The 22,758-nt window shown below is 52.8% G+C and carries 20 protein-coding genes and 6 tRNA genes; 11 read left to right on the top strand and 15 right to left on the bottom strand.

The window, feature by feature from the left end; genetic code table 11:
• Positions 1–29: 29 nt before the first annotated feature.
• From ptsP to OGY37_RS10320, 5 genes are read right to left on the bottom strand one after another with little or no spacing between them, the layout of a single operon-like run.
• Positions 30–2,525, bottom strand: coding sequence for a phosphoenolpyruvate--protein phosphotransferase (ptsP, locus tag OGY37_RS10340; RefSeq protein ID WP_286620748.1), 2,496 nt, complete (start codon positions 2,523–2,525; stop codon positions 30–32).
• A gap of 23 nt (positions 2,526–2,548) precedes the next feature.
• Positions 2,549–3,589 carry an aminopeptidase gene (ypdE, locus tag OGY37_RS10335; RefSeq protein ID WP_286620747.1) on the bottom strand — a complete coding sequence of 347 codons (1,041 nt, stop codon included), beginning with the start codon at positions 3,587–3,589 and terminating at the stop codon, positions 2,549–2,551.
• The gene (gene ypdF, locus OGY37_RS10330; RefSeq protein ID WP_286620745.1) at positions 3,589–4,674 is read right to left on the bottom strand and encodes an aminopeptidase; all 1,086 of its coding nucleotides are present in this window, start codon (positions 4,672–4,674) and stop codon (positions 3,589–3,591) included. Before ypdF ends, ypdE begins: the two co-directional genes overlap by 1 nt.
• Before the next feature lie 17 nt (positions 4,675–4,691).
• Positions 4,692–5,939 (bottom strand): PTS fructose transporter subunit IIC, encoded by a 1,248-nt coding sequence (locus OGY37_RS10325; protein WP_079939122.1) that lies wholly within the window; start codon positions 5,937–5,939, stop codon positions 4,692–4,694.
• 20 nt (positions 5,940–5,959) lie between these two features.
• The gene (locus OGY37_RS10320; RefSeq protein WP_045445832.1) at positions 5,960–6,286 is read right to left on the bottom strand and encodes a PTS fructose transporter subunit IIB; all 327 of its coding nucleotides are present in this window, start codon (positions 6,284–6,286) and stop codon (positions 5,960–5,962) included.
• A 264-nt stretch (positions 6,287–6,550) separates the two neighbouring features.
• On the opposite strand from OGY37_RS10320, the gene OGY37_RS10315 reads away from it, so the two are divergent.
• Positions 6,551–6,784, top strand: coding sequence for a hypothetical protein (locus OGY37_RS10315; RefSeq protein WP_286620743.1), 234 nt, complete (start codon positions 6,551–6,553; stop codon positions 6,782–6,784).
• Positions 6,785–7,241: 457 nt separating this feature from the next.
• Here OGY37_RS10315 and glk read toward each other — a convergent pair whose 3' ends face one another.
• Complete coding sequence (gene glk / locus OGY37_RS10310; protein ID WP_079939123.1) at positions 7,242–8,207, bottom strand: glucokinase; 966 nt, start codon at positions 8,205–8,207, stop codon at positions 7,242–7,244.
• Between the two features lie 204 nt (positions 8,208–8,411).
• Between glk and OGY37_RS10305 the strand changes: the two genes are divergently transcribed.
• On the top strand, positions 8,412–9,647 hold the full coding sequence (locus OGY37_RS10305) for an ion channel protein (protein WP_079939124.1): 1,236 nt from the start codon (positions 8,412–8,414) through the stop codon (positions 9,645–9,647).
• Here the strand turns inward: OGY37_RS10305 and OGY37_RS10300 are convergent, their stop codons facing one another.
• Entirely contained in the window at positions 9,648–11,300 is a 1,653-nt protein-coding gene (locus tag OGY37_RS10300; RefSeq protein ID WP_286620740.1) for an alpha-keto acid decarboxylase family protein, read from the bottom strand.
• Positions 11,301–11,482: 182 nt separating this feature from the next.
• On the opposite strand from OGY37_RS10300, the gene mgrA reads away from it, so the two are divergent.
• Both mgrA and ypeC read left to right on the top strand, forming a co-directional pair.
• On the top strand, positions 11,483–12,472 hold the full coding sequence (gene mgrA / locus OGY37_RS10295) for an L-glyceraldehyde 3-phosphate reductase (RefSeq protein WP_191214169.1): 990 nt from the start codon (positions 11,483–11,485) through the stop codon (positions 12,470–12,472).
• Between the two features lie 137 nt (positions 12,473–12,609).
• Positions 12,610–12,936, top strand: coding sequence for a DUF2502 domain-containing protein YpeC (gene ypeC, locus OGY37_RS10290; RefSeq protein ID WP_079939127.1), 327 nt, complete (start codon positions 12,610–12,612; stop codon positions 12,934–12,936).
• Between the two features lie 32 nt (positions 12,937–12,968).
• Here ypeC and OGY37_RS10285 read toward each other — a convergent pair whose 3' ends face one another.
• Together OGY37_RS10285 and OGY37_RS23495 are read right to left on the bottom strand one after the other, a co-directional pair.
• The gene (locus tag OGY37_RS10285) at positions 12,969–14,207 is read right to left on the bottom strand and encodes an Nramp family divalent metal transporter (RefSeq protein ID WP_003834891.1); all 1,239 of its coding nucleotides are present in this window, start codon (positions 14,205–14,207) and stop codon (positions 12,969–12,971) included.
• Positions 14,204–14,278 carry a hypothetical protein gene (locus OGY37_RS23495; RefSeq protein WP_418219455.1) on the bottom strand — a complete coding sequence of 25 codons (75 nt, stop codon included), beginning with the start codon at positions 14,276–14,278 and terminating at the stop codon, positions 14,204–14,206. Before OGY37_RS23495 ends, OGY37_RS10285 begins: the two co-directional genes overlap by 4 nt.
• Positions 14,279–14,551: 273 nt before the next feature.
• Here OGY37_RS23495 and nupC point away from each other — a divergent pair, with 273 nt between their 5' ends.
• On the top strand, positions 14,552–15,754 hold the full coding sequence (nupC, locus tag OGY37_RS10280) for a nucleoside permease NupC (RefSeq protein WP_038642445.1): 1,203 nt from the start codon (positions 14,552–14,554) through the stop codon (positions 15,752–15,754).
• A gap of 150 nt (positions 15,755–15,904) precedes the next feature.
• Here nupC and OGY37_RS10275 read toward each other — a convergent pair.
• A tRNA-Ala gene (locus OGY37_RS10275) sits at positions 15,905–15,980 on the bottom strand.
• A 42-nt stretch (positions 15,981–16,022) separates the two neighbouring features.
• A tRNA-Ala gene (locus tag OGY37_RS10270) sits at positions 16,023–16,098 on the bottom strand.
• A 221-nt stretch (positions 16,099–16,319) separates the two neighbouring features.
• Between OGY37_RS10270 and OGY37_RS10265 the strand changes: the two genes are divergently transcribed.
• Positions 16,320–16,682 carry a YfeC-like transcriptional regulator gene (locus OGY37_RS10265; RefSeq protein WP_003028277.1) on the top strand — a complete coding sequence of 121 codons (363 nt, stop codon included), beginning with the start codon at positions 16,320–16,322 and terminating at the stop codon, positions 16,680–16,682.
• A gap of 1 nt (position 16,683) precedes the next feature.
• Entirely contained in the window at positions 16,684–17,076 is a 393-nt protein-coding gene (locus OGY37_RS10260; protein ID WP_079939128.1) for a MerR family transcriptional regulator, read from the top strand.
• 56 nt (positions 17,077–17,132) lie between these two features.
• On the opposite strand, the gene gltX is transcribed toward OGY37_RS10260, so the two are convergent.
• Entirely contained in the window at positions 17,133–18,548 is a 1,416-nt protein-coding gene (gene gltX / locus OGY37_RS10255) for a glutamate--tRNA ligase (RefSeq protein WP_008785393.1), read from the bottom strand.
• Between the two features lie 258 nt (positions 18,549–18,806).
• Here gltX and OGY37_RS10250 point away from each other — a divergent pair.
• The 4 genes from OGY37_RS10250 to OGY37_RS10235 all read left to right on the top strand — a co-directional run bounded on the left by OGY37_RS10250 (position 18,807) and on the right by OGY37_RS10235 (position 19,207).
• Positions 18,807–18,882, top strand: a tRNA-Val gene (locus OGY37_RS10250).
• 46 nt (positions 18,883–18,928) lie between these two features.
• Positions 18,929–19,004: transfer RNA gene (locus OGY37_RS10245), tRNA-Val, on the top strand.
• 47 nt (positions 19,005–19,051) lie between these two features.
• A tRNA-Val gene (locus tag OGY37_RS10240) sits at positions 19,052–19,127 on the top strand.
• 4 nt (positions 19,128–19,131) lie between these two features.
• Positions 19,132–19,207, top strand: a tRNA-Lys gene (locus tag OGY37_RS10235).
• A gap of 178 nt (positions 19,208–19,385) precedes the next feature.
• Here OGY37_RS10235 and OGY37_RS10230 read toward each other — a convergent pair.
• From OGY37_RS10230 to xapA, 3 genes are all read right to left on the bottom strand, one after another.
• Positions 19,386–20,270, bottom strand: a complete 885-nt coding sequence (locus OGY37_RS10230) for a LysR family transcriptional regulator (RefSeq protein ID WP_126317606.1) — start codon at positions 20,268–20,270, stop codon at positions 19,386–19,388.
• A gap of 98 nt (positions 20,271–20,368) precedes the next feature.
• Positions 20,369–21,625, bottom strand: a complete 1,257-nt coding sequence (locus OGY37_RS10225) for a nucleoside permease (protein ID WP_126317605.1) — start codon at positions 21,623–21,625, stop codon at positions 20,369–20,371.
• Positions 21,626–21,681: 56 nt separating this feature from the next.
• A complete protein-coding gene (gene xapA, locus OGY37_RS10220; RefSeq protein WP_003834904.1) occupies positions 21,682–22,515 on the bottom strand; it encodes a xanthosine phosphorylase in 834 nt (277 codons plus the stop codon).
• Positions 22,516–22,758: the final 243 nt, after the last annotated feature.

Below are 22,758 nucleotides of genomic sequence, written 5' to 3'. Positions count from 1 at the left end.
CAGGCTGGATAGCGTTCTATCAGTGAAGCTTAAAATGTCAGTTCCGCCTCCAGCAGCGCCAGAATGCTCTCGGCATCTTCAGCGGCAAACAACGACTGGCGGAACTGCTTGTTCACCAGCTTACGCGCCAGCTGCGAGAAGACCTTCACGTGGTTAATGCCTTCATCGGCACCCAGCGTCAGCATGATCACCAGTTCCACCTCGCCCATCTCAGACTGCCAGTCAACGGGCTGAGTAAGCCGGGCAATACTGATGCTGGAATGGCGGATCCACTGGGATTTCGTGTGCGGAATTGCCACCCCAAAACCGACGGCGGTGGTAACTATCTCTTCGCGCTGCCAGACATCCTCTTCCAGCTCAAACGGATGTTCAGTACGTCCGTTTACCCCAAGATTACCGCACAGAAACTGGATCACCTGCTCTTTGTTGCTCAGAGATTCACCAACAAAGATATTCTCCAGCGCCAGCAGCGGACGCACATCTTTTTGCGGTGCAAACTGATTCAGCAGATCTTCAATCTCCTGAGCGCTACGGCACTCGCAGGCCTGCATAGCGAGTTCGCGGCATGCCTGGCTGTTCAGTTGACGAAGCTGACTTTTTACCGCCGGAATGCGTGGACTGCTCATACTTAGCTCATCGAGTCCTAAACCCAGCAGCAACGGTAAATAGCGTCCTTCGCCACCCAGTTCTCCGCAAATACCCACCCATTTACCACGTTCGTGCGCCACGTGAACAATCTGCTGCAACATACGCAGGAACGACGGCGTAATCGGGTTGTACAGCGGCGAAACGCGTGGATTATTGCGATCGACGGCGTACAAGTACTGGGTCATGTCATTTGAACCAATACTGAAGAAATCCACCTCATCGCAGAAATGGTCGATGATGTAACACACCGAAGGGACTTCAACCATAATCCCCAATGAGATTGTCGGGGCATGACGTAAACCGTCTGCTTTCAGCGCCACCAGCGCTTTTTGCAGTTCGCTTTTTACCCACAAAATCTGGTCAAGGCTGTGCACCATCGGGATCATCAGCTGTGCGTTACCGAAGGTCGCCGCGCGTAGGATGGCACGCAGTTGGGTACGAAACAGTCCGGCAAACTCCGGATAAATACGCACCGCACGGTAGCCGAGAAACGGATTATCTTCCTGCGGAATATTGAGATAGCGGATATTCTTATCACCACCGATATCCATGGTGCGAAAGATAACCGGCTTGTCGCCTGCGGCCAATAAAACCTGCTGGTAGGCTTCAAACTGTTCCTGCTCGTCAGGAGCGCTGTCGCGGTCCATAAACAGCATTTCAGTACGAAACAGCCCAATCCCTTCCGCACCATTGGCAAATGCACCCGGCGCTTCGAGCGCGGTGCCGATATTCGCCGCAACATCAATACGCTGATTATCTTTGGTCAACGCGGGCTGGGCGGCATCAAGCGCCTGCCGCCGCTGGCATTCATCGGCCAGCTTCTGCGCAATCGCGTAATAGCCGCGAACCGCATCGTCCGGATTGATGGCCAGTACTCCACAACGGGCATCCACTACCGCAGGCTGCCCGGCATAGCGGCTAATAGCCTCCAGCGGCAAGCCGCTAAGCACCGGAATAGCGGATGCGCGAGCGAGAATCAGGGTATGCGAGGTACGCCCTGTTTTCTCCAGGATCATGCCAGACAGATGCTGCAAATCGAGGCTTAAAAACTGGCTGGGCGTCAAATCCTCAGCGACCAGAATCGTCGACTTATTCAGCACCAGCGCATTGCGCGGACGTCTTTCAGGCCAGGTGATGTGCAGCAGCTGTTCGCTGATATCACGGATGTCGCTGACACGCTCGCGCAGATAATCGCTACCGGAGGCCGACAGCTTATCGCACACCTGTTCCATATTGGCGACGATTGCGGCCCCTAGCCCCAGATGCTGCTCCAGCATTAAGCGGCGAATATTCCCGGCAAACTCGTCGTCCTGAATCAGAGACAGATGCGCGCTGAGGATGGTTTTACTCTCGCCGTCACGCTCGCGCAGCTGTTGATTGAGCTGTTCGGCAAGCGTCGCCAGACTGTGTTCCAGCCGGGTGTTGTCTTCCGCACTCGCTGCAATGGCGCGATAGCTTTCCAGATTATCGCTCTGCCAAAGCGTGAGCGTACCTGCCCCCACGCCCCCTGCCAGCATGGTGCCATAAAGAAGGTCTGGATTGAGGCGAATCAGCGAACGCGGCAACGGATGCGCCGCCAGTTCCTCCGGAGTCGGTTGAACGCTATCGCTGTCAATAAACCGGTGCTGGAGATACTCCTCCAGCACTCGCCGAGCCTGTTCTTCATCGTGACCGGTGATGGTTAAGCTACAGCTGTCGTTAAACAGCGTCCCGGTGCCAATCAGCGCCAACGAGCTTTTCGCATCCGCCCTCGCATTCTGGCGATGGTTAATAAATATCACCTCACTTTGCCACTGGCTGCACTGCTCTTTCAGCTCCCACGCCGGACGCGCATGCAGACCATTGGGTAATGGGCAAAGAAATTGAATCGTTAGCATAACAACTCCTGATTAGCGCGAAATCAGCACCTGAAATCCGTCAGATGAGCCACGGTTTCGCACGTAAGATGTGAAATAAGAGCCGACAACAACTGCTGGGTCTGAATGATGTCACGACAGTCTGCAATCGATGCCGCGCAGTGCCCATGCCGTGTGGCGGGCCCCATGACAAACGTTGGGATCCCCGTGCCGCTTACGTGCACAGCGCCACCGTCGGTGCCGCCGTTACTGAACATGTCGAGCTGCAAGGAAATCCCCACATCTGCGGCCACGCTTTCAACCCACGCCGTCAGCTTTGGTGGTGCAATCAGCGATTTATCGCTTAACACCAGCATTGGGCCTTTACCAGTCTGCCGATGGTTGGCCGCACCATAATCAAAGTTTTTGGCCCAACAGGCGGTATCCAGCACGATTGCCACATCCGGTGCGACTGCACGTGCTGCTGTTTGTCCTCCGCGCAGTCCTACTTCTTCACTGGAACTGGCCACCAGCCAGACCTCACAAGGGGGAGTTGAGTCATGCCATTCGCGCAGTAGCGCCACCAGCAAATAACATCCAAGTCGGTCATCAAAGGCTTTGCCCATAACTTGCTGGTGCGGCAAAACCTGAAAAGTTGTATCAAAGGTGACACGATCGCCAGGGCGTACACCGGCCTGAAGTACTTCGTCGTAAGATCGCGCGCCAATGTCTACCCGCAGGGCACTGACCTCATTACCGCTGCGCTCTCCATCAAGCAGACCGGGAATTTTGCTCTCTTCACGGGTGGTAATCCGCACCGGCTGCAATTGTCTGGCCGCCATACGCACATTTCCCACCGGCAATACATCGATAGCTCCTTCGCTGGAAATGCTGCGCACGATAAATCCCACTTCATCCATATGCGCGCAGATCATCACCTTCGGACCGGTTGATTCATTCAGACGGATCAGCACCGACCCCAGGCCATCAAAGCGCACCTCTTTATGCAAACGATCCGCCTCTTCAAGCAGGATCTGACGCACTTCTTGTTCTGAAGAAGCGATCGCATCCGCCTCGCTCAGCGCTTTCAGTAGCGATAAGTCCATTACGCCTCTCCCGTGTGTAACAATGTTTTCGCCATGGTGTAGAGCACCTCTCCGCCATCTGGCGTAACCAGCACCACATCCTCAATACGTACTCCTCCCTGCCCCGGCAGATAAATACCCGGCTCAACGGTGAGTAGCATGCCAGCCGCCAGAGTCGTTGTGTCATTAGGGGAAAAACGTGGGTTTTCATGCACCTCAATGCCAATAGCGTGTCCGGTATTGTGGCCAAACGCGTCGCCATAGCCCGCCTGCGTAATAACCCGCCTGGCTGCGGCATCTACCTCATTGCAACGCGCGCCTGGTCGAATTGCCGCCACCGCGGCACGCTGCGCCGCCAGGACAATCTGATACACGGCAAACAGCGCGCTTTCTTCCGCTGGCAGGTTGGCGTCGGGGATGCGAAAGGTTCGCGTCATATCCGAACAATAGCCCTGATACTGTGCGCCAAAATCCAGCGTAATGAACTCACCCGCCTCAACACGTTTATCGCTGGCTTTGCCGTGTGGCAGAGCACCGCGCCAGCCGCTGGCGACAATGGTGTCAAAAGAGGCTTTATCTGCGCCGAGCGTACGCATATACCACTCCAGTTCGGCGGCAATTTCGCGCTCGCTGAGACCAGGTTGAATAAAGCGGCGTATATGTTCAGCGCTAAGGTCGGCGATTCGGCAGGCTCCGCGGATGCAAGCTAACTCCTGCGCCGTTTTCACCTGCCGGAGTACGTCCGGCACGGCGCTCACTAATCGGGCGCACAGTTTGCCCGACCACGCGTTTGCCGTTTCCCAGCTTACCTGCTCACCTTCGAATCCCACCGTCTGCAGCTTTTCGTTCGCAATGATGTGATTAACCTGCGAATACAGCGTCTGTGTTCCATCGAGTAGATGGATCTGATAGCCCTGAGTACACGTGGCGACATCGGTGTAGTAACGGGCATCGACCAGGATGTGCGCACTTTCGTGGCTGATAAACACAAACCCTGAACTGCTGGAGATCCCCATATGTGGCTGTTTGTTCTGCCGCGATGACAGCAGCATCGCATCAAGATGTTGCGCTGTTAACCAGTCGCGCAGCGAGGCAAGTAAGCTCATGGTCACAATCCTTTTAATCAGAGACTTTCAATCAGCAATTTGCCTTTGCGATACATCATGTTGCGCAGGAACACCACCATCAGCGCCGTAATCACCGCGCCTAACAGGATCCCCGCCATATAGACGCCGAGGTTAGTTACCAGCGGCCACGCCCAGATAGCCGATTCCGGGAACCACTGCACCGCCCCCAACCAGACGGCAGCCGTCGATCCAACAATGGCACCAACCATGTAGGAAGGAATTGCCGTGATGGGACTTTCCAGCGCAAATGGGATCGCCCCTTCACTGATGCCCATAAACGCGAGGAACATCGCCGTTTTTCCCTGCGGGTAGAGCTGTGCGCTGAACAGACGTTTGCCGGTTAAGCGACGATCAATAAGCGTGGCCAGCCCAAGACCAATCGGAGGAATGACAATCGCAATAGAACGCGCGGTAACCGGTAGAACGTGATCGGTGGTAAAGCTGAAGGCGACAAAACCTGCTGCTTTATTGATTGGGCCACCAAGGTCAATCGCCGTTGCCGCGGAAATACCCATCGCATACATCAGCGTGCCTTTCTCGCCAGCCGCCGTCAGCAGAGTACGGATCCCGCCGTTGATCCAGCCGCCAAACGGCGTGATCACGTAGTACATCGCCAACATAACGAAAATGGCGGAAAGAATGGGCAGTAAAAAAGTGGTTTTGAACGCCAGCAGGAAATCAGGCAGCTGGATTTTTTGGTTCATCCACTTCACCAGATACCCGGCGACAATCGAGATAATCAGCGCGCCAATAAAGGTTGACGGTACGGGAGCACTGGTTGCCCATTGCAGCGTCGCGGGGTCAAAATTCAGCATCTGCGTGGGCTGAGTAGACATTAGCCCGCCGATGAACCCCGCCGGAAATGCCAGCTTGCCGCCGATAGAATTAGCGACAAACGCGGCAAACATCGGGATAGCAAAGCCAAACAGCACACCGCCAAAAGATTGTGACAGCCAGGCGAACTTCAGTAATGAGAGATTAAAACCAGTAAATTTTCCACTGTTCAGCGCATCCATGATGCCTGTGTCAGCAGGAATATCGAGCCAGCTATAGGCGATCAGTTGCGAGAAGGCGAGAATTACCCCACCCATAATTAACGTCGGCACCATGCGCGAAATACCGGACATCACATGCTGCGGAAGTTCGCCCCAGAAGCTATTGCGGGAGGCCGGTGGATTTTTTATTGCCGCTGCCGCACCAGATGCGCCAGGCACAACGGTTGCACTGCGTTTTTTAATGGCCATACGTAATTCCCTGTCGATGATTATTGTTGTTCAGCGGCAACCATCTCTTCGATCTCTTTAATGATGCCGGCCGCATTTTTTATCGCGTCCTGTAACGTAATTTCGTAGACGTCACGCGTCTCAAAACGCTCGTTATCTTCCGGAGTAACAGCCACAGAGTGGATGATTAACGTCGCCTCAGCGATATCCTGCGCCGTCAGACGATTTTGAATTCCGTCCGCGCCCTGAGTTTCAATTTTCACTTCATAACCCGCTTCAACAGCCGCTTCTTCCAGCGCCTGAGCCGCCATAAAGGTGTGAGCCAGGCCCATTGGGCACGCGCAGACGGCAATCAGTTTTTTGCTCATAATCATTTCCTCGTAATAGTTAACGAGTGAAATTATGGTCCGAGGAAAGTAACAACCGTTATCAGACAAATAATGCTTTTACTGGACAATTAATCCCGTCATTCGGAAATGTGACGAAGGTCGGAAAGGTAGGCGACAGGCATAAAAAAACCGCGTCAGGAGCGTAATGCTTGCCAGTTAAGCATTATGGAGAACATGTGATTCCGAGTCAGGATTCCGTTCACTTCAGCTTTGAACTTTTCTGAAGCACAGGTACCTGTGAACGTGCAAGGGAGGCTCACCGCCGCCTCCCTTGCAACCCAGGCTACCGGCGGGAAAATCGTCGCTGCGCGAGTTATTCGTCTTGTGCCGTCTGCCTGTCGGGTCGGGGCCGAGCCTGCATCCCTGCAGGCCATCCCCTCTTCCCGCATCCCTGCGGGCAGCCCCGGTCAGCCGTCAACGCCTCATCGACTTTCAGCCGGACCGGGGTCATCGCTTCAACTCTCTGACTTCCAGTGAAATCCGTTTTGCTGTTTAAACAAAAAACGCAGATGGTCAGGTGTGGGCTGGTCCGGCTGAAAATTGCCGACGTGTTTCCGTAAGGCCGGGAGAGTCAGCATGGATGCTGGCTAAGGGCGCGCTTTGCATGGACGCTACCTCGCGCCCGGCCCGGTAGCCTGAAGGAATAAGCGGAGGGTATTGCGCAGCAACAATTTTCCCGCCGGGAGCCGGGATTGTTAAGGGTACGGCGATAGTACCCTTAACACGTTCACTGGGAGTGATCGTTTCAGAGAAGTGAAAAATATAAGGTGAACGTAACAAATACCGGGGGCAACAAATTCATTACCTCCGGATATGCCGCTTTTAGGTATCGTTACAACTATTGCTCGTCGTTAACTGATCGGCATTACGTCAGAAGCGCGGTTTTGTGGGATGTATGGGCCGGATGATCGCTAAATGACATCCGGCATTGGCCTTACAAAATATGACCCAACGTCTGACGCAAATGCGCACCGGATCCAAGCAGGCCTGGGTTGTCATGCACAATCAGATACACCGGGATGTCCTGTACGTAGGCTTTAAAACGTCCTTTATCTTCAAAACCACCGCGGAAGCCCGACGCTTTAAAGAAGTCGAGGAAGCGTGGCACGATCCCCCCGGCGATGTACACGCCACCAAACGTGCCCAGCGTTAACGCCAGATCGCCACCAAAACGTCCCATGATGACGCAGAACAGCGACAGCGCACGGCGACAGTCAATGCAGGAATCTTCCAGCGCCCGTGCGGTGATATCCTTCGGCTGCAGATTTTCTGGCAAGCGTCCGTCTGATTTGACGATAGCGCGATACAGATTCACCAGTCCCGGACCGGACAGCACGCGTTCTGCGGACACGTGACCTATTTCCGCGCGCAGAACCTCAAGGATAATTCCCTCTTCCTCACTGTTAGGCGCAAAATCCACGTGGCCGCCTTCACCGGGCAGGCTTACCCAGCGTTTATCTACATGTACCAGATGTGCCACGCCGAGTCCGGTTCCTGCGCCATAGACAGCAATCGGTTTACCTTCAATAGGTTCCGCGCCACCAAACTGGATCAAATGCTCTTTTTTCAGCATCGGGATCGCCATCGACACAGCGGTGAAATCATTGATGATTTCCAGATGGCTGAAGCCCAGATTTTTTTTCATCTCAGCAATAGAAAATGCCCAGGTATGGTTGGTCATTGCCACCCAGTCGCCGGTGATCGGACAGGCAATGGCAATGCAGCCATCTTCGACGCTGACGCTATGCTCATCCAGGTACACGCGCACCACCGCTTCGAGGCTTGGGTAATCCAGCCCGGAATAGGTTTTTGCCTGCGAAATCTCGCCACTGGAAATATCGCACAGAGCAAGACGCGCGTTGGTGCCGCCAACATCACCTACTAAAGCATATTTTGTCATTCTTCCACTGCTCCGCTAAAGTCAGAATAAATCTTTGCCACACTGTAAATTCATGGGGACATAACAACAACGGTCTGAAGGCTGACGCCCGTGGAAAATCGATCCAGATCACATAATTACTTTATCGTTTCAGCATCATTTGCAGCGATGCCGTCAGGCTGGCTGTGCAAACTATGTCTATGACTCTGTTTTAAGGAATAGAAAATGCTCCATCCGCGAGCCAGAACGATGCTCTTGCTATCAACTCCAGCGCTAATCATTGGCATAGCGTCCAGCCTGGTGTTGATCGTTGTGATGAAAGTGGCTTCCGTTTTACAGCAGTTTTTGTGGGAGCGCCTGCCCGTTAGCATTGGTATAGCCCAGGACTCTCCGGTCTGGATTATCGGTATGCTGACGCTCACGGGGATCATGGTCGGGTTAGTTATCCGCTACAGTCATGGCCACGCTGGCCCGGATCCGGCCTGTGAACCGTTAATTGGTATGCCGGTGCCAACATCAGCAATACCGGGCCTGCTGGCAGCGCTTATCCTTGGCCTCGCGGGTGGCGTCAGTCTGGGTCCGGAACACCCGATCATGACCGTAAATATCGCGCTGGCAGTGGCACTTGGTAGCCGCATGTTTCCCCGCATTGCGAAACTGGACTGGACCATTCTCGCCTCTGCCGGCACCATCGGCGCGCTTTTTGGCACCCCCGTTGCCGCCGCGCTGATATTTTCACAAACGCTGAATAGCTCAAACGATGTGCCCTTGTGGGATCGCCTGTTTGCGCCGTTAATGGCCGCCGCCGCAGGTTCTCTGACCACCAGCCTGTTTTTCCACCCTCATTTTTCACTGCCCATCGCGCACTACACGCAGATGCATCTGGTCGATATTCTCAGCGGCGCGGTTGTTGCCGCTATCGCCATTGCTGCCGGGATGATAGCTGTCTGGTGTCTGCCGCGTTTGCATCATTTAATGCATCGATTAAAACACCCAGTCCTGATCCTTGGGGTTGGCGGTTTCATACTCGGCATTTTGGGCGTTATTGGTGGGCCGCTTACTTTATTTAAGGGACTGGACGAAATGCAGCAGATGGCGTTTAGCCAGACGCTGGGGACATCAGATTATTTCATGCTCGCCGTCATTAAGCTGGCGGCGTTAGTGGTTGCAGCAGCGAGTGGTTTTCGCGGTGGGCGAATCTTCCCGGCGGTATTTGTTGGCGTCGCGCTTGGCCTGATGCTGCACGCTCACGTTGAAGCTGTGCCAGCAGCCATCACGGTTTCGTGCGCGATCCTTGGACTGGTGCTCGTCGTCACCCGTGACGCCTGGCTGAGCCTGTTTATGGCAGCAGTGGTGGTGCCAGATTCCACCCTGCTGCCGCTGCTGTGCATCGTCATGCTGCCCGCCTGGCTGCTGCTGGCAGGCAAACCGATGATGGTCGCTGAGCGCCCTGATAAATAGCTATCCGCCGTTGCGAGATTCCAGCGCACGGGTCACCGTGCGCAATAATTCAGGAAGATCGGCTTTCGGTAGCACCACCTCAATTAACGACAGTCGTTGCGGATGGGACAGCCGGGCCAGTACTTCTTCCAGCTGTACCGCCTGCTTCACCCGCCAGCATTCGGCCTGACATTCACGACTAAACGCCTGCGGCACCAACGTCCAGCTCCAGGCCGCGATGTCGTTATAGCGCTGATTTGCCCCGTGTATGGCCCGTTCCACGGTATAACCGTCATTGTTGAGCAGTAAAATAATCGGCGACTGCCCGTCTCTGAGCATGGAGCCCAGCTCCTGAATGGTGAGCTGCGCCGCACCATCGCCAATAATCAGGATCACCCGACGGTCCGGACAGGCCGTTTGCGCGCCGAATGCCGCCGGGAGCGCGTAGCCGATAGATCCCCACAACGGTTGAACCAGCACTTCCGCCCCGCAAGGTAGCGAGAGCGCAGCCGCGCCAAAGGCGGAGGTTCCCTGATCGACGAGGATAATGTCATCAGGCTTCAGAAACTGCTGCACCGTGTGCCAGAAGTTTTCCTGCGTCAGTGGGCCCTTCTCAACCTGAACACGCCCAAGTGGCGGACGTTCTGGCGGTAGAGAAAACGACATTTCCAGGCACAGCTCACGTAATGTGGTGACCGCCTGCTCCATCGGGATGTTAAACCAGTGCGCGCCAATTCGTGACGCATGAGGCTGAACCTCAATGGTGCGGTCCTGCGGCAACTGTTGCGTAAACCCAGCTGTCAGGGTGTCGACAAATTGCGTACCGACACACATTATCGTATCGGCATCTTCTATCGCCTGACGTACATAATCGCTGCTGGCTCCCGCGCTGTACGTGCCGACAAACGCCGGATGACGCTCATCAAACAGTCCTTTGCCCATCAACAGCGTGGCATGAGCTATCGGCGTTTCCGCCATCCAGCGCTGTAAAACTGGCTGCAGGCCAAAACGCAGCGCGAGAAAATCCGCCAGCAGTGCTACGCGCGGGCTATCCAGCAGCCGCTCGCGGGCATGGAAGCGAAACGCTTCTGCCACACTGCTTTCAGGCTCGCTGAGAGGAACAATCAGGATGTCATTCGGTGGCGTGGCGGGCTGTTTTGCTACATCAGCAGGTAACATCAGATAACCCGGCCTGCGTTCGGTAAGCATCGTTCGCAGCACGCGGTCAATTTCATAGCAGGCATTTTGTTCATCCAGTATCGCGCTGGCCGTTGTTACCGCCTGCTGCATGCGGTAAAAATGCTGAAAGTCACCGTCACCCAAAGTGTGATGCATCAACTCTCCGCGACGCTGCGCGCCGCGGCAGGGTGCGCCGACAATATGCAAAACAGGAACATATTCCGCATAGCTTCCCGCGATACCGTTAATTGCGCTTAACTCCCCCACACCAAACGTGGTGAGCAGCGCCCCTACCCCGGATACCCGGGCATAGCCATCTGCCGCATAAGCCGCATTCAATTCATTCGCACACCCGACCCAACATACGTTGGGATGTTCAATCACGTGGTCAAGAAACTGCAAATTATAATCGCCCGGCACACCAAAGAGATGGCCGACGCCACAGCCTGCCAGCCTGTCCAGCAGGTAATCAGCAACGGAATACGGGGTTTGCATGACAGCTATCCTTCTGACGGTAACCTCATGTTGAGTATCGAAGAACTGTGATGACTGTCCAGGAAAGTCGCTGTGAAGGGGTGGAAAGCAAGATGTACAGTTTTGACGATTAATAATTCATTGCAGTCTGCTTTGTGTAAACGTATACACTCAATGATACACGTTATCCTACAGGGGGCTACATGGCTTATCAGGCTGATGAAAATCGTTACCAGACAATGGAGTACCGCCGCTGCGGTCAGAGCGGCCTTAAGCTCCCAATTGTCTCTCTGGGTTTGTGGCACAATTTTGGTGATACCACGCAGGTCGAGAACAGCCGGGCATTGTTACAGCGCGCATTCGATCTGGGGATCAACCATTTTGATCTGGCAAATAACTATGGTCCACCGCCGGGTTCGGCAGAACGGAATTTTGGTCGGATCCTGCAGGAAGATTTTTTACCGTGGCGAGATGAACTTATTATCTCCACAAAAGCGGGCTACACCATGTGGGAAGGTCCCTACGGTGACTGGGGTTCACGCAAATATCTGATTGCCAGTCTCGATCAAAGCCTGAAGCGTCTGGGGCTGGAATATGTCGATATCTTCTACCACCATCGCCCAGACCCTGAAACGCCGCTCAGAGAAACCATGCGCGCGCTGGATCACATCGTCCGTCAGGGCAAAGCGCTGTACGTCGGGTTGTCTAACTATCCGGCAGATCTTGCCAGGCAGGCGATTGAAATACTCGACGATTTAGGTACGCCATGCCTTATTCACCAACCCAAATATTCCATGTTTGAACGTTGGGTCGAAAGCGGTCTGCTGTCGTTATTACAGGAAAAAGGTGTCGGCAGTATCGCCTTCTCACCGCTGGCTGGCGGACAGTTAACCGACCGCTATCTGAACGGCATTCCTGCGGATTCTCGAGCGGCAAGCACCAGTCGCTTTCTGAATCCGGACCAGATCACTCCACAAAAACTGGAAAAAGTGCGGGCGCTGAACGCGCTGGCAGAGCGACGCGGACAAAAGCTTTCCCAGATGGCGCTGGCATGGGTGTTACGGGATGACAAAGTCACGTCAGTGCTGATTGGCGCGAGTAAAACGGCGCAGATTGAAGACGCTGTCGGCATGCTGGCCAACCGTCACTTTACGTCTGAAGAGTGCGCGGAGATTGATGCTATCCTGAGTTGATTGAAATAAAGACACATTTATTAACAAAAAGTGCTCTCATTTACGATTTAAGAGTTAAGGCGATGAAACGGGGCTTTACTGCCCCGTAATATTGCGTTAACAGGCCGGCTACGGCTCGATCGTGAAGGAGAGAAAACATGTTCAGGTCACTGATTCTGGCGGCAGTCTTATTGGCTTTTACACCGCTGGCCGCGAACGCTGGCGAAATCACCCTGCTGCCATCAATAAAATTACAAATTGGCGATCGCGATAACTACGGTAACTACTGGGATGGCGGGCGCTGGCGCGACCGGGATTACTGGCACCATAATTATGAGTGGCGTAAAAATCGCTGGTGGCGTCATGACAACGGCTACCATCGTGGATGGGACAAACGCAAAGCTTACGAGCGCGGCTACCGTGAAGGCTGGAATGACCGTGACGACCATCGCGGACGCGGACGTGGTCACGGACACCACCATTAATGTAACAAAAGGGCCAGTGGGCCCTTTTGTTTTTACAAACCAAGTGCGGTTCCTACCAACAGCCAGATATTGAGCGCCACCACCAGCACAACAATCACCCAGCCTACCTGTTTTACCCATCGGGTATTGACCAAATCGCCCATCAGCTGACTGTTGCTGGTGAAGATCAGTAGCGGCACCAGCGCCAGCGCAATACCAAAACTGAGCAACACCTGGCTCATCACCAGAATACGCGTCGGATCTAATCCCATCAGAATCACAATAAATGATGGCATCATGGTGACGGTACGGCGTACCCATAGCGGAATGTGAAAGCGGATAAACCCTTGCATCACCACCTGCCCCGCCAGCGTACCGACCACGGTAGAAGAAAGTCCCGCAGCCACCAGGCTTAAACCGAATACCGTCGCCGCAGCGTGACTCAACAGCGGTTCAAGGGTCAGATACGCCTGATCGAGATCGGCAATACCGGTATGCCCGCTAAAATGAAATGCAGCGGCAGCCGTCGCCATCATCGCCAGATTGACAAATCCAGCAATCGTCATGGCGATAGCCACATCCCATTTCGTGGCCGCATAGCGCTGTTGACGTGTTCCGCCGTGCAAATGCTGAGTTAAGGAAGAGTGCAGATAAATGACGTGTGGCATGATAGTCGCGCCGAGCACGCCAGCCGCCAGGAACACCGCTTCGGAATTAGGCAGGCTCGGGATAACCATTCCCTTGCTAAGTTGCGCGAAGTTCGGCTGGGAAAAGATCAGTTCCACAATGTAAGCCGCAGCCACAAACAGCAGCAAGCCGCCAATCACTTTTTCCAGCGGTTTTTGCCCACGGCGCTGTAACATCAGAATCAAAAAAGTCGCGATACCGGTGAGCACGGCCCCCTGCAATAACGACACGCCGAGGATCAATTTGAAACCAATCGCGGCACCAATGAATTCAGCAAGGTCTGTCGCCATGGCGATAATTTCGGCCTGCACCCAGTAGAACCACACCACCGGACGAGGATAGTGATCGCGAATTTGCTCCGCCAGGTTTTTACCCGTGGCAATACCCAGCTTTGCCGACAGCACCTGAATCAGCATCGCCATCAGATTTGCCCAGACCACCACCCACAACAGTTTATAGCCAAAGCTGGCCCCTGCCTGGATGTTGGTGGCGAAGTTGCCCGGATCGATGTAGCCGATCGCCGCGATGAACGCAGGTCCCATTAATGCGAGCTTCAACTTGCGCGCTGCCCGTCCACTGCTACTCTCAACGCGATCGTTAGTCATTTTAGTGCCTCAGAAACATAGCCTTTGCTATGTTTCAAGCTACGCCTATTGAGAATGATTATCAAATTCATTTTAATGGGTGAAGTTGATTTCTCTGATAGCGTTTGTCTATGGATCGATAAGGATTCTGGAAATACCGGTGAGATGTTTAATTATTGTTATGAGATTAGCACAATGACATAACTTTTCACTTCCATACTAAACATAACAGAAGTGTATCACCGATCACTAATTTTGAATCTCGTCACAGGTCCTTATTATAGTGTGTGTTTGATCTCGTTTTCTTTATGGTTGTTACATAGAATGTGCACGAAAACTAAACCTGCCTCATATTTGGAGCAAATATGGACCGCGTTCTTCATTTCGTCCTGGCCCTTGCCGTGGTTGCGGTACTCGCACTGCTGGTAAGCAGTGACCGTAAAAAAATCCGCATTCGTTATGTTATTCAATTGCTTGTTATTGAAGTGTTACTGGCATGGTTCTTCCTGAACTCTGATGTCGGTCTGGGCTTCGTAAGAGGCTTCTCCGAGATGTTTGAAAAACTTCTTGGATTCGCTAATGAAGGGACAAACTTTGTCTTCGGTAGCATGAACGATAAAGGCCTGGCATTCTTCTTCCTGAAAGTGCTGTGCCCAATCGTCTTCATTTCCGCTCTGATCGGTATTTTGCAGCATATCCGCGTTCTGCCGATTGTGATCCGCGCGATTGGTTTCCTGTTATCCAAAGTGAACGGTATGGGCAAGCTGGAATCCTTCAACGCCGTAAGCTCACTGATCCTGGGTCAGTCCGAGAACTTTATCGCCTATAAAGATATTCTCGGCAAAATGTCTCGCAACCGTATGTACACCATGGCTGCAACGGCGATGTCTACCGTTTCCATGTCTATCGTCGGCGCGTACATGACCATGCTGGAGCCGAAGTACGTGGTTGCTGCGCTGGTATTGAACATGTTCAGTACCTTTATCGTGCTGTCGCTGATCAACCCGTATACCGTTGATGCCAGCGAAGAAAACATCCAGATGTCTAACCTGCACGAAGGCCAGAGCTTCTTCGAAATGCTGGGTGAATACATCCTGGCAGGTTTCAAAGTGGCAATTATCGTTGCAGCGATGCTGATTGGTTTCATCGCGCTGATTGCTGCCCTGAACGCCCTGTTCGCCACCGTGACCGGCTGGTTTGGCTACAGCATCTCCTTCCAGGGCATCCTGGGTTACATCTTCTACCCGGTTGCATGGGTAATGGGTGTGCCGTCCAGCGAAGCGCTGCAGGTAGGCAGTATCATGGCGACCAAACTGGTTTCCAACGAATTCGTCGCGATGATGGACCTGCAGAAAATCGCCTCTACGCTCTCTCCACGCGCTGAAGGTATCATCTCTGTATTCCTGGTCTCCTTCGCTAACTTCTCTTCTATCGGTATTATCGCCGGTGCGATTAAAGGTCTGAACGAAGAGCAAGGTAACGTGGTTTCCCGCTTTGGTCTGAAGCTGGTGTACGGCTCTACGCTGGTGAGCGTACTGTCTGCATCTATCGCCGCACTGGTGCTGTAAGCGTAAGACAACGTCGTATTGATAAGACCGGGGAGATTCTTCTCCCCGGTTTTTTTATGCCTGCTATTCAGCAAACCGAAGAGATACAGGGTAAGAAAAGGCAGGATACAGAAACAAAAAACCCCCGCTTTTCAGCGAGGGTTCAAATTTTGGTGGAGCTAAGCGGGATCGAACCGCTGACCTCTTGCATGCCATGCAAGCGCTCTCCCAGCTGAGCTATAGCCCCACGATGCTATTACGTATGTATCAAATTTATTGGGATTAAATTTGGTGGAGCTAAGCGGGATCGAACCGCTGACCTCTTGCATGCCATGCAAGCGCTCTCCCAGCTGAGCTATAGCCCCATTACGTAAAGCTTGTCGAGTTGACGGGCGGCATCATATGAATTCCCTTCGCGTGTGTCAACGGCAAAATTAACTCATAGAATTCAATCGCTGAAAAAGCAGTCAAATGAAGAACATTGCGTAACAACTCGCATTCAGTAGTTAAACGCGTCACGGTTTCTACTAAAATGGTGCTATAAAATGAGCCACTAATTAACCCCACGACTATTCAGGGAATCGTTATGTTCAAGGAACGGATGACGCCAGAAGAACTTGCTAATCTGACCGGATACAGCCGACAGACCATCAATAAATGGGTGCGCAAGGAGGGTTGGGCTACATCACCAAAACCAGGCGTACAGGGCGGTAAAGCGCGTCTGGTTCACGTCACCGAACAAGTTCGTGAATACATTCGCAGTGCTGAACGTTCAGCCGAAGGTTTATCAGATAATTTATCGTTATCCGGCGATACCTCTATCGAAGCTCTACTGATTAGGCTCGCCAAAGAAATGACACCATCAGAGCAGAAAATGTTTACGTCACTGATCCTGCGTGAAGGCATTACGGGTTTATTACAACGCTTAGGGATCCGCGACAACAAATAATATGAAAAAATTACGCAGCAAAATGACGACTGAAGAACTGGCGGAATGTCTCGGGGTTGCCAAACAAACCGTCAATCGTTGGATCAGAGAACATAACTGGACCACCGAAAAGTTTCCCGGCGTTAAAGGGGGTCGTGCAAGGCTGATTCATATCGACTCCAGCGTCCGTACGTTTCTGCTCAACATTCCGGCTTTTCGCAAAGTACCTGAAATTTATCAGGCTGAGGAACCGCTGGCAGAATACACCCACGTGGTGCGTAGCCACGCCTGTCGCCAGATAATTAGCGCACTGGACAACATGTCCCCAACGGAACAAGAAAAGCTCGCGATGTATATTTCGCGCGAAGGTATTCGCACTTTCCTTACCCGTTTAGGTATTGATGAGTCTGAATAACAGGCAAAAAAAACGGCAGGATGCGTTCCTGCCGTAATTTCATCGGTCAATCTGTCTTACTGCTGGCTTTCACGCTCAGCAATAAACGCCAGTGCTTTATTAATACGCTCAATGCTACGGGATTTACCAATCGCATGCACTGTAACGTCTAACGCCGGAGACTGACCCGCGCCGGTTACGGCTACGCGCAGCGGCATCCCAACTTTACCCATACCCACTTCCAGCTCATCAGCGGTCGCCTGAATCGCGTGGTGCACGTTTTCTGCCGTCCACTCGCTGATAGCAGCCAGTTTGTCGCGAACCACTTCCAGCGGCTGACGCGCTACCGGACGCAGGTGTTTCTTAGCTGCATCCGCGTCGAATTCAGCAAAGTCTTCGTAGAAGTAGCGGCAGCTCTGTGCCATCTCTTTCAGCGTTTTGCAGCGCTCACCCAGCAGTTTAACCAGCTCAGACAGCTGCGGGCCGACGCGAGTATCGATATTTTCCTGCTCAATGTGCCATTGCAGATGCGTTGCCACATATTCCGGTGCCAGCGAATTAATGTAGTGATGGTTCAGCCACTGCAGTTTTTCGGTGTTGAACGCACTGGCAGACTTGCTCACCGCACCAAGGGAGAACAGTTTGATCATCTCTTCACGGGTGAAGATTTCCTGATCGCCGCTGGACCAGCCCAGACGCACCAGATAGTTCAGCAGCGCTTCCGGCAGGTAACCGTCGTCGCGATACTGCATAACGCTGACCGCACCGTGACGTTTAGAGAGTTTTTTACCGTCGTCGCCGTTGATCATCGACACATGTGCATAAACCGGCACCGGCGCATTCAGCGCTTTCAGGATGTTAATCTGACGCGGAGTGTTGTTGATATGGTCTTCACCACGAATAACGTGAGTGATTTCCATATCCCAGTCGTCGACCACAACACAGAAGTTGTAGGTCGGGGAACCATCGGTACGGCGGATGATCAGATCGTCCAGCTCCTGGTTGCTGAATTCGATCGGCCCACGGATCTGGTCGTCAAAAATAACGGATCCGTCCTGCGGGTTGGCAAAACGCACCACGCATGGTTCATCAGCAGCATGATGTTCATGGCCGTGGCGGCAGCGACCGTCGTAACGCGGCTTCTCACCGTTTGCCATCTGCTCTTCACGCAGTGCGTCCAGACGCTCTTTGGAGCAGTAGCATTTATACGCGGTACCGGCTTCCAGCATCTCATCAATCACGGCGTTGTAGCGATCAAAACGTTTAGTCTGGAAGTACGGGCCTTCATCCCATTCCAGATTCAGCCAGTTCATGCCATCCATAATGGCTTCAATAGCTTCCGGAGTGGAGCGTTCGAGATCGGTGTCTTCAATACGCAGCACAAACTCACCGTCATGGTTACGTGCAAAAAGCCAGGAATATAGAGCAGTACGCGCACCACCGACGTGCAGGTAACCTGTCGGGCTTGGCGCGAAGCGAGTTTTGATTTTCATGAAATGGCCTTACGTTTATAAAGATGCCGACAACCGGCAAATCCTGGGAAGATTATCAGGCTCGTATTCTATCACTGTGGTCTGATTCCTCAATGTTGTTCAGGTTGGAACATCACGCTTTGCCATTTTCGTATACAAATCATGCTGCATGGATTGATTTGCGATCGTTTTGTTTAAATTTACGACGAACAAACAAATTCTTTAGAAAATGCGTTGACTCATTTTCAACTCTCCCTATAATGCGACTCCACACAGCGGGGGTGATTAGCTCAGCTGGGAGAGCACCTCCCTTACAAGGAGGGGGTCGGCGGTTCGAACCCGTCATCACCCACCAACTACTTTATGTAGTCTCCGCCGTGTAGAGTAAGAAATTGAGAAGTGGGTGATTAGCTCAGCTGGGAGAGCACCTCCCTTACAAGGAGGGGGTCGGCGGTTCGATCCCGTCATCACCCACCACTTTCTCGCCAGCTGGATTTCTTACAATAAAATTGAAGTACCGAAGTGGGTGATTAGCTCAGCTGGGAGAGCACCTCCCTTACAAGGAGGGGGTCGGCGGTTCGATCCCGTCATCACCCACCACTTCGGGTCGTTAGCTCAGTTGGTAGAGCAGTTGACTTTTAATCAATTGGTCGCAGGTTCGAATCCTGCACGACCCACCAATGTAAAAAGGCGCCCTAAAGGCGCCTTTTTGCTATCTGCGATTTATAAGATTCGAACCTGCATCGCCTGATGCGCTACGCTTATCAGGCCTACAGACAATACCGCACACGTAGGCCGGCACAGACAATACTACACACGTAGGCCGGATAAGACGTCAGTCGCCATCCGGCACAGACATCACATCGTCAATGCCGCTACCAGTTTCCCCAGCGCGGGTGTCGCCTGCTGTTGGTCATACACAATATACAAATCCGCCGGAATACGTTCCTCTAACGGTCGAAATACCACGCCAGGCCAATTCATCTGCGCATAGCTGTCAGCAATTAACGTAATACCAATCCCCATGCTGATCATCGCCAGCACCGTTTGCGGCTCCCTCACCTCACGAATAATCATCGGGGAAAATCCAGCACTCAGGCAAACTCGCTGCAAAAATGCCCAGTCAGTATGAATGGAAGGCATTGTGACAAAATATTCATTTCTCAACGCCTCCAGCGGTATGGACTCACAGGCAGTAAGAGGATGTTCTTCCGGCATGGCAACCAGAAAAGAGGACTCATGCAAACGCAAACTGGTAAAACCGGGAGAAAGCTCCGTAGCCATCCGCCAAATTCCCGCATCCAGTTCACGCCGTTCCAGCATCGTCATCTGCATCGCGGGCATGTTCTCGCGAAACAGCACCTCAACATTGGGATTATCCTTCATAAAACGCCGCATCACCGGACGCATTTTTCCCCACATCGCTGTACCGATAACGCCAAGCTCAATTCGCCCTGCCTCACCACGACCAATTTGCTCCACTCTCGCCAGCGCCTGATTGGCACTGGATAACAGTCGGCGCGACTCTTCCATCAATATCTTTCCCGCGTGAGTTAACGCCACGCTGCGGGAATGACGGATAAATAGCAAAGTGCCGAGCTGTTGCTCCAGCTCTTTAATATGGGTACTGAGCGGCGGTTGCGACATATTCAGGCGAGCAGCAGCACGTCCAAAATGCAGTTCTTCTGCGACAGCAAGAAAATAACGCAGTAACTTCAGATCGATGCGGTGCGTGCGTTCCATGGATAATGCGCTCCTGAAATAAGGATAATGCGCAAAGTTACCACATTGCCTCGCAGAAAATGAAACGGCGGGTATCAGATCCCGCCGCCAATGGAGTGTTAATGTGCCGGTGATTTCTGTGCCAGTCGTTCAGGCTCATGCTTGTACTTGAAGAACAATGCAAAGATAACCGCCAGAGCCAGCGCATACGCGGCAAACACCAGCCAGATAGTTTGCCAATCCTTGACGCCATCGACAGAAAAATAGTCTACCGCCATACCACTCAGGATTGATCCCACCCACGCGCCAACGCCGTTTACCATCGTCATAAACAGCCCTTGCGCGCTGGCGCGAATGTTAGAGCTAACCTCCTGCTCGACAAATACCGATCCCGAGATATTGAAGAAATCAAACGCACAGCCGTAGACGATCATCGACATCAGCAGCAGCACAAAACCAAACGGCGACGGATCGCCAAAGGCAAAGAAGCCAAAGCGCAGCGTCCATGCCAGCATGCTCATCAGCATCACCGTTTTAATGCCAAAGCGTTTAAGGAAGTACGGAATAGTGAGAATAAAGCCCACCTCCGCCATCTGTGAAACGGAAAGCAATATGGAGGGATACTTCACCACAAAGCTGTCGGCAAATTCCGGGTTACGGGAAAAATCATGCAGGAACGGATTGCCAAAGACGTTGGTGATTTGCAACACCGCCCCCAGCATCATCGCAAACAAAAAGAAGATTGCCATCTGCGGTTTTTTAAATAGGACAAAGGCGTCCAGACCGAGCTTGCTGGCAAGCGTGGTGTTTGCTTTCTTCTCAGCAACCGGGATTTTCGGCAACGTAAGCGCATACAGAGCCAGCAGCAACGATGCGCCTGAAGCGATATACAACTGCGCGCTGCTCAGCTCCAGTCCCATCAAACTGACTGTCCACATCGCCACAATAAACCCTATGGTGCCAAACACACGAATTGGCGGGAACGCGGTGACCGGATCCTGACCCGATTGTGCCAGACACGAGTATGAGACGCTATTCGATAACGCAATCGTCGGCATATACGCCATTGCGTTAACCAGCATCACCCAAAACATGGTCTGCGGATCGGTAACGGTTGTGGCATATAGCAACACGCCCGCACATACAAGATGACAAAGCATATAGGCGCGCTCGGCGCGTAGCCATTTATCGGCAATGATGCCCATAATGCCCGGCATGATAATCGCCGCCAGCCCTTTCGAACTGTAAATCATACCGACGTTCGCACCGGTAAAATCCAGGGTATTAATCATGTAGGAACCCAGGGTTACCAACCAGCTTCCCCAGATGAAATATTGCAAAAACGACATGAGCTTTAAGCGAGATGCGATACCCATTTTTCCGTTCCTTGCCATAAAGTAAGACCCCGCAAGCGGGGTCATTTTTTAGTTATTCAGGCCAGTTTGCGCAAGAATCCGCAGATCAAATTGATGAAATTCTGCCGGGAGAGTTCCGCCGCAGCCAGCGTCTGCGCGTGAGATAATTTAACATCACCCAGACCTTCCGCCAGGTTGGTGATGGCCGCCACCGCAACCACTTTCAAACCGCAGTGGCGCGCAGAGATAACTTCAGGCACCACCGACATCCCCACCACGTCGCCACCGATAATTTGCATCATGCGGATTTCTGCCGCGGTTTCAAAGTTCGGCCCCGGATAAGAGACAAAAACCCCTTCACTCAGCGAGAATCCTTCCTCAGCGGCAACAGTTTGCAGGACCGCACGGTAGTCAGCATCATAGGCATTCGCCAATGAAAAGAATCGCTCACCAAAACGCTCATCGTTTGGCCCTACCATCGGCGTACCCGGCATCGTATTGATGTGATCGCTAAGCGCCACGAGGCTACCCGGTCCGACTTCGGGACGCAAAGAGCCTGCGGCATTGGTGCAAAACAGCAGCTCACATCCCAGCAGCTTCAGCGTACGAATGGCATCCGTCATCACCGTCATACCGCGACCTTCATAGAAATGTCCACGTCCTTTCATACAGGCCACCGGAATTCCCGCCAGATTTCCCAATACCAGTTCACCAGCATGACCGTGTACGGTACTCACCGGGAACCCCGGGAGTTTCTCGTAAGAGATGGCCACCGCATCCTCAATTTGATCCGCCAACGCCCCCAGGCCGGAGCCGAGGATAAAGGCTACGCGCGGCGTAAAATCCGGTTTGTAACCACGAATGATATCAGCGCTATACCAGGGATTTTGCGAGAAAAGAGAGTGGCTCATGAGATGTCCTTAATACTGAGTAATCGAAATAACGTAGCGTACCGCATTGTTATAGCGAGACTACGCAATCGATTACCAATACCGTTTACCCCGATTACCGATAGTAAATCGGTATAGATGGCATGTGCTAAATCAGCCTGAACTCACATTTTTTTTCTGCCAGAAATGGCAAGGAGTACCAACATATCTGGAATTCGTCAGACGAGTGGGCTGACAAAGCCCGCCCTGAGAATGACTGACAAA

Origin of the sequence: Citrobacter sp. Cpo030, assembly GCF_030333005.1 — a bacterium.
Lineage (GTDB): Bacteria > Pseudomonadota > Gammaproteobacteria > Enterobacterales > Enterobacteriaceae > Citrobacter > Citrobacter portucalensis.
The sequence above is the reverse complement of the archived record's forward strand: the minus strand, read 5'-3'. Positions and strand labels throughout refer to the sequence as shown.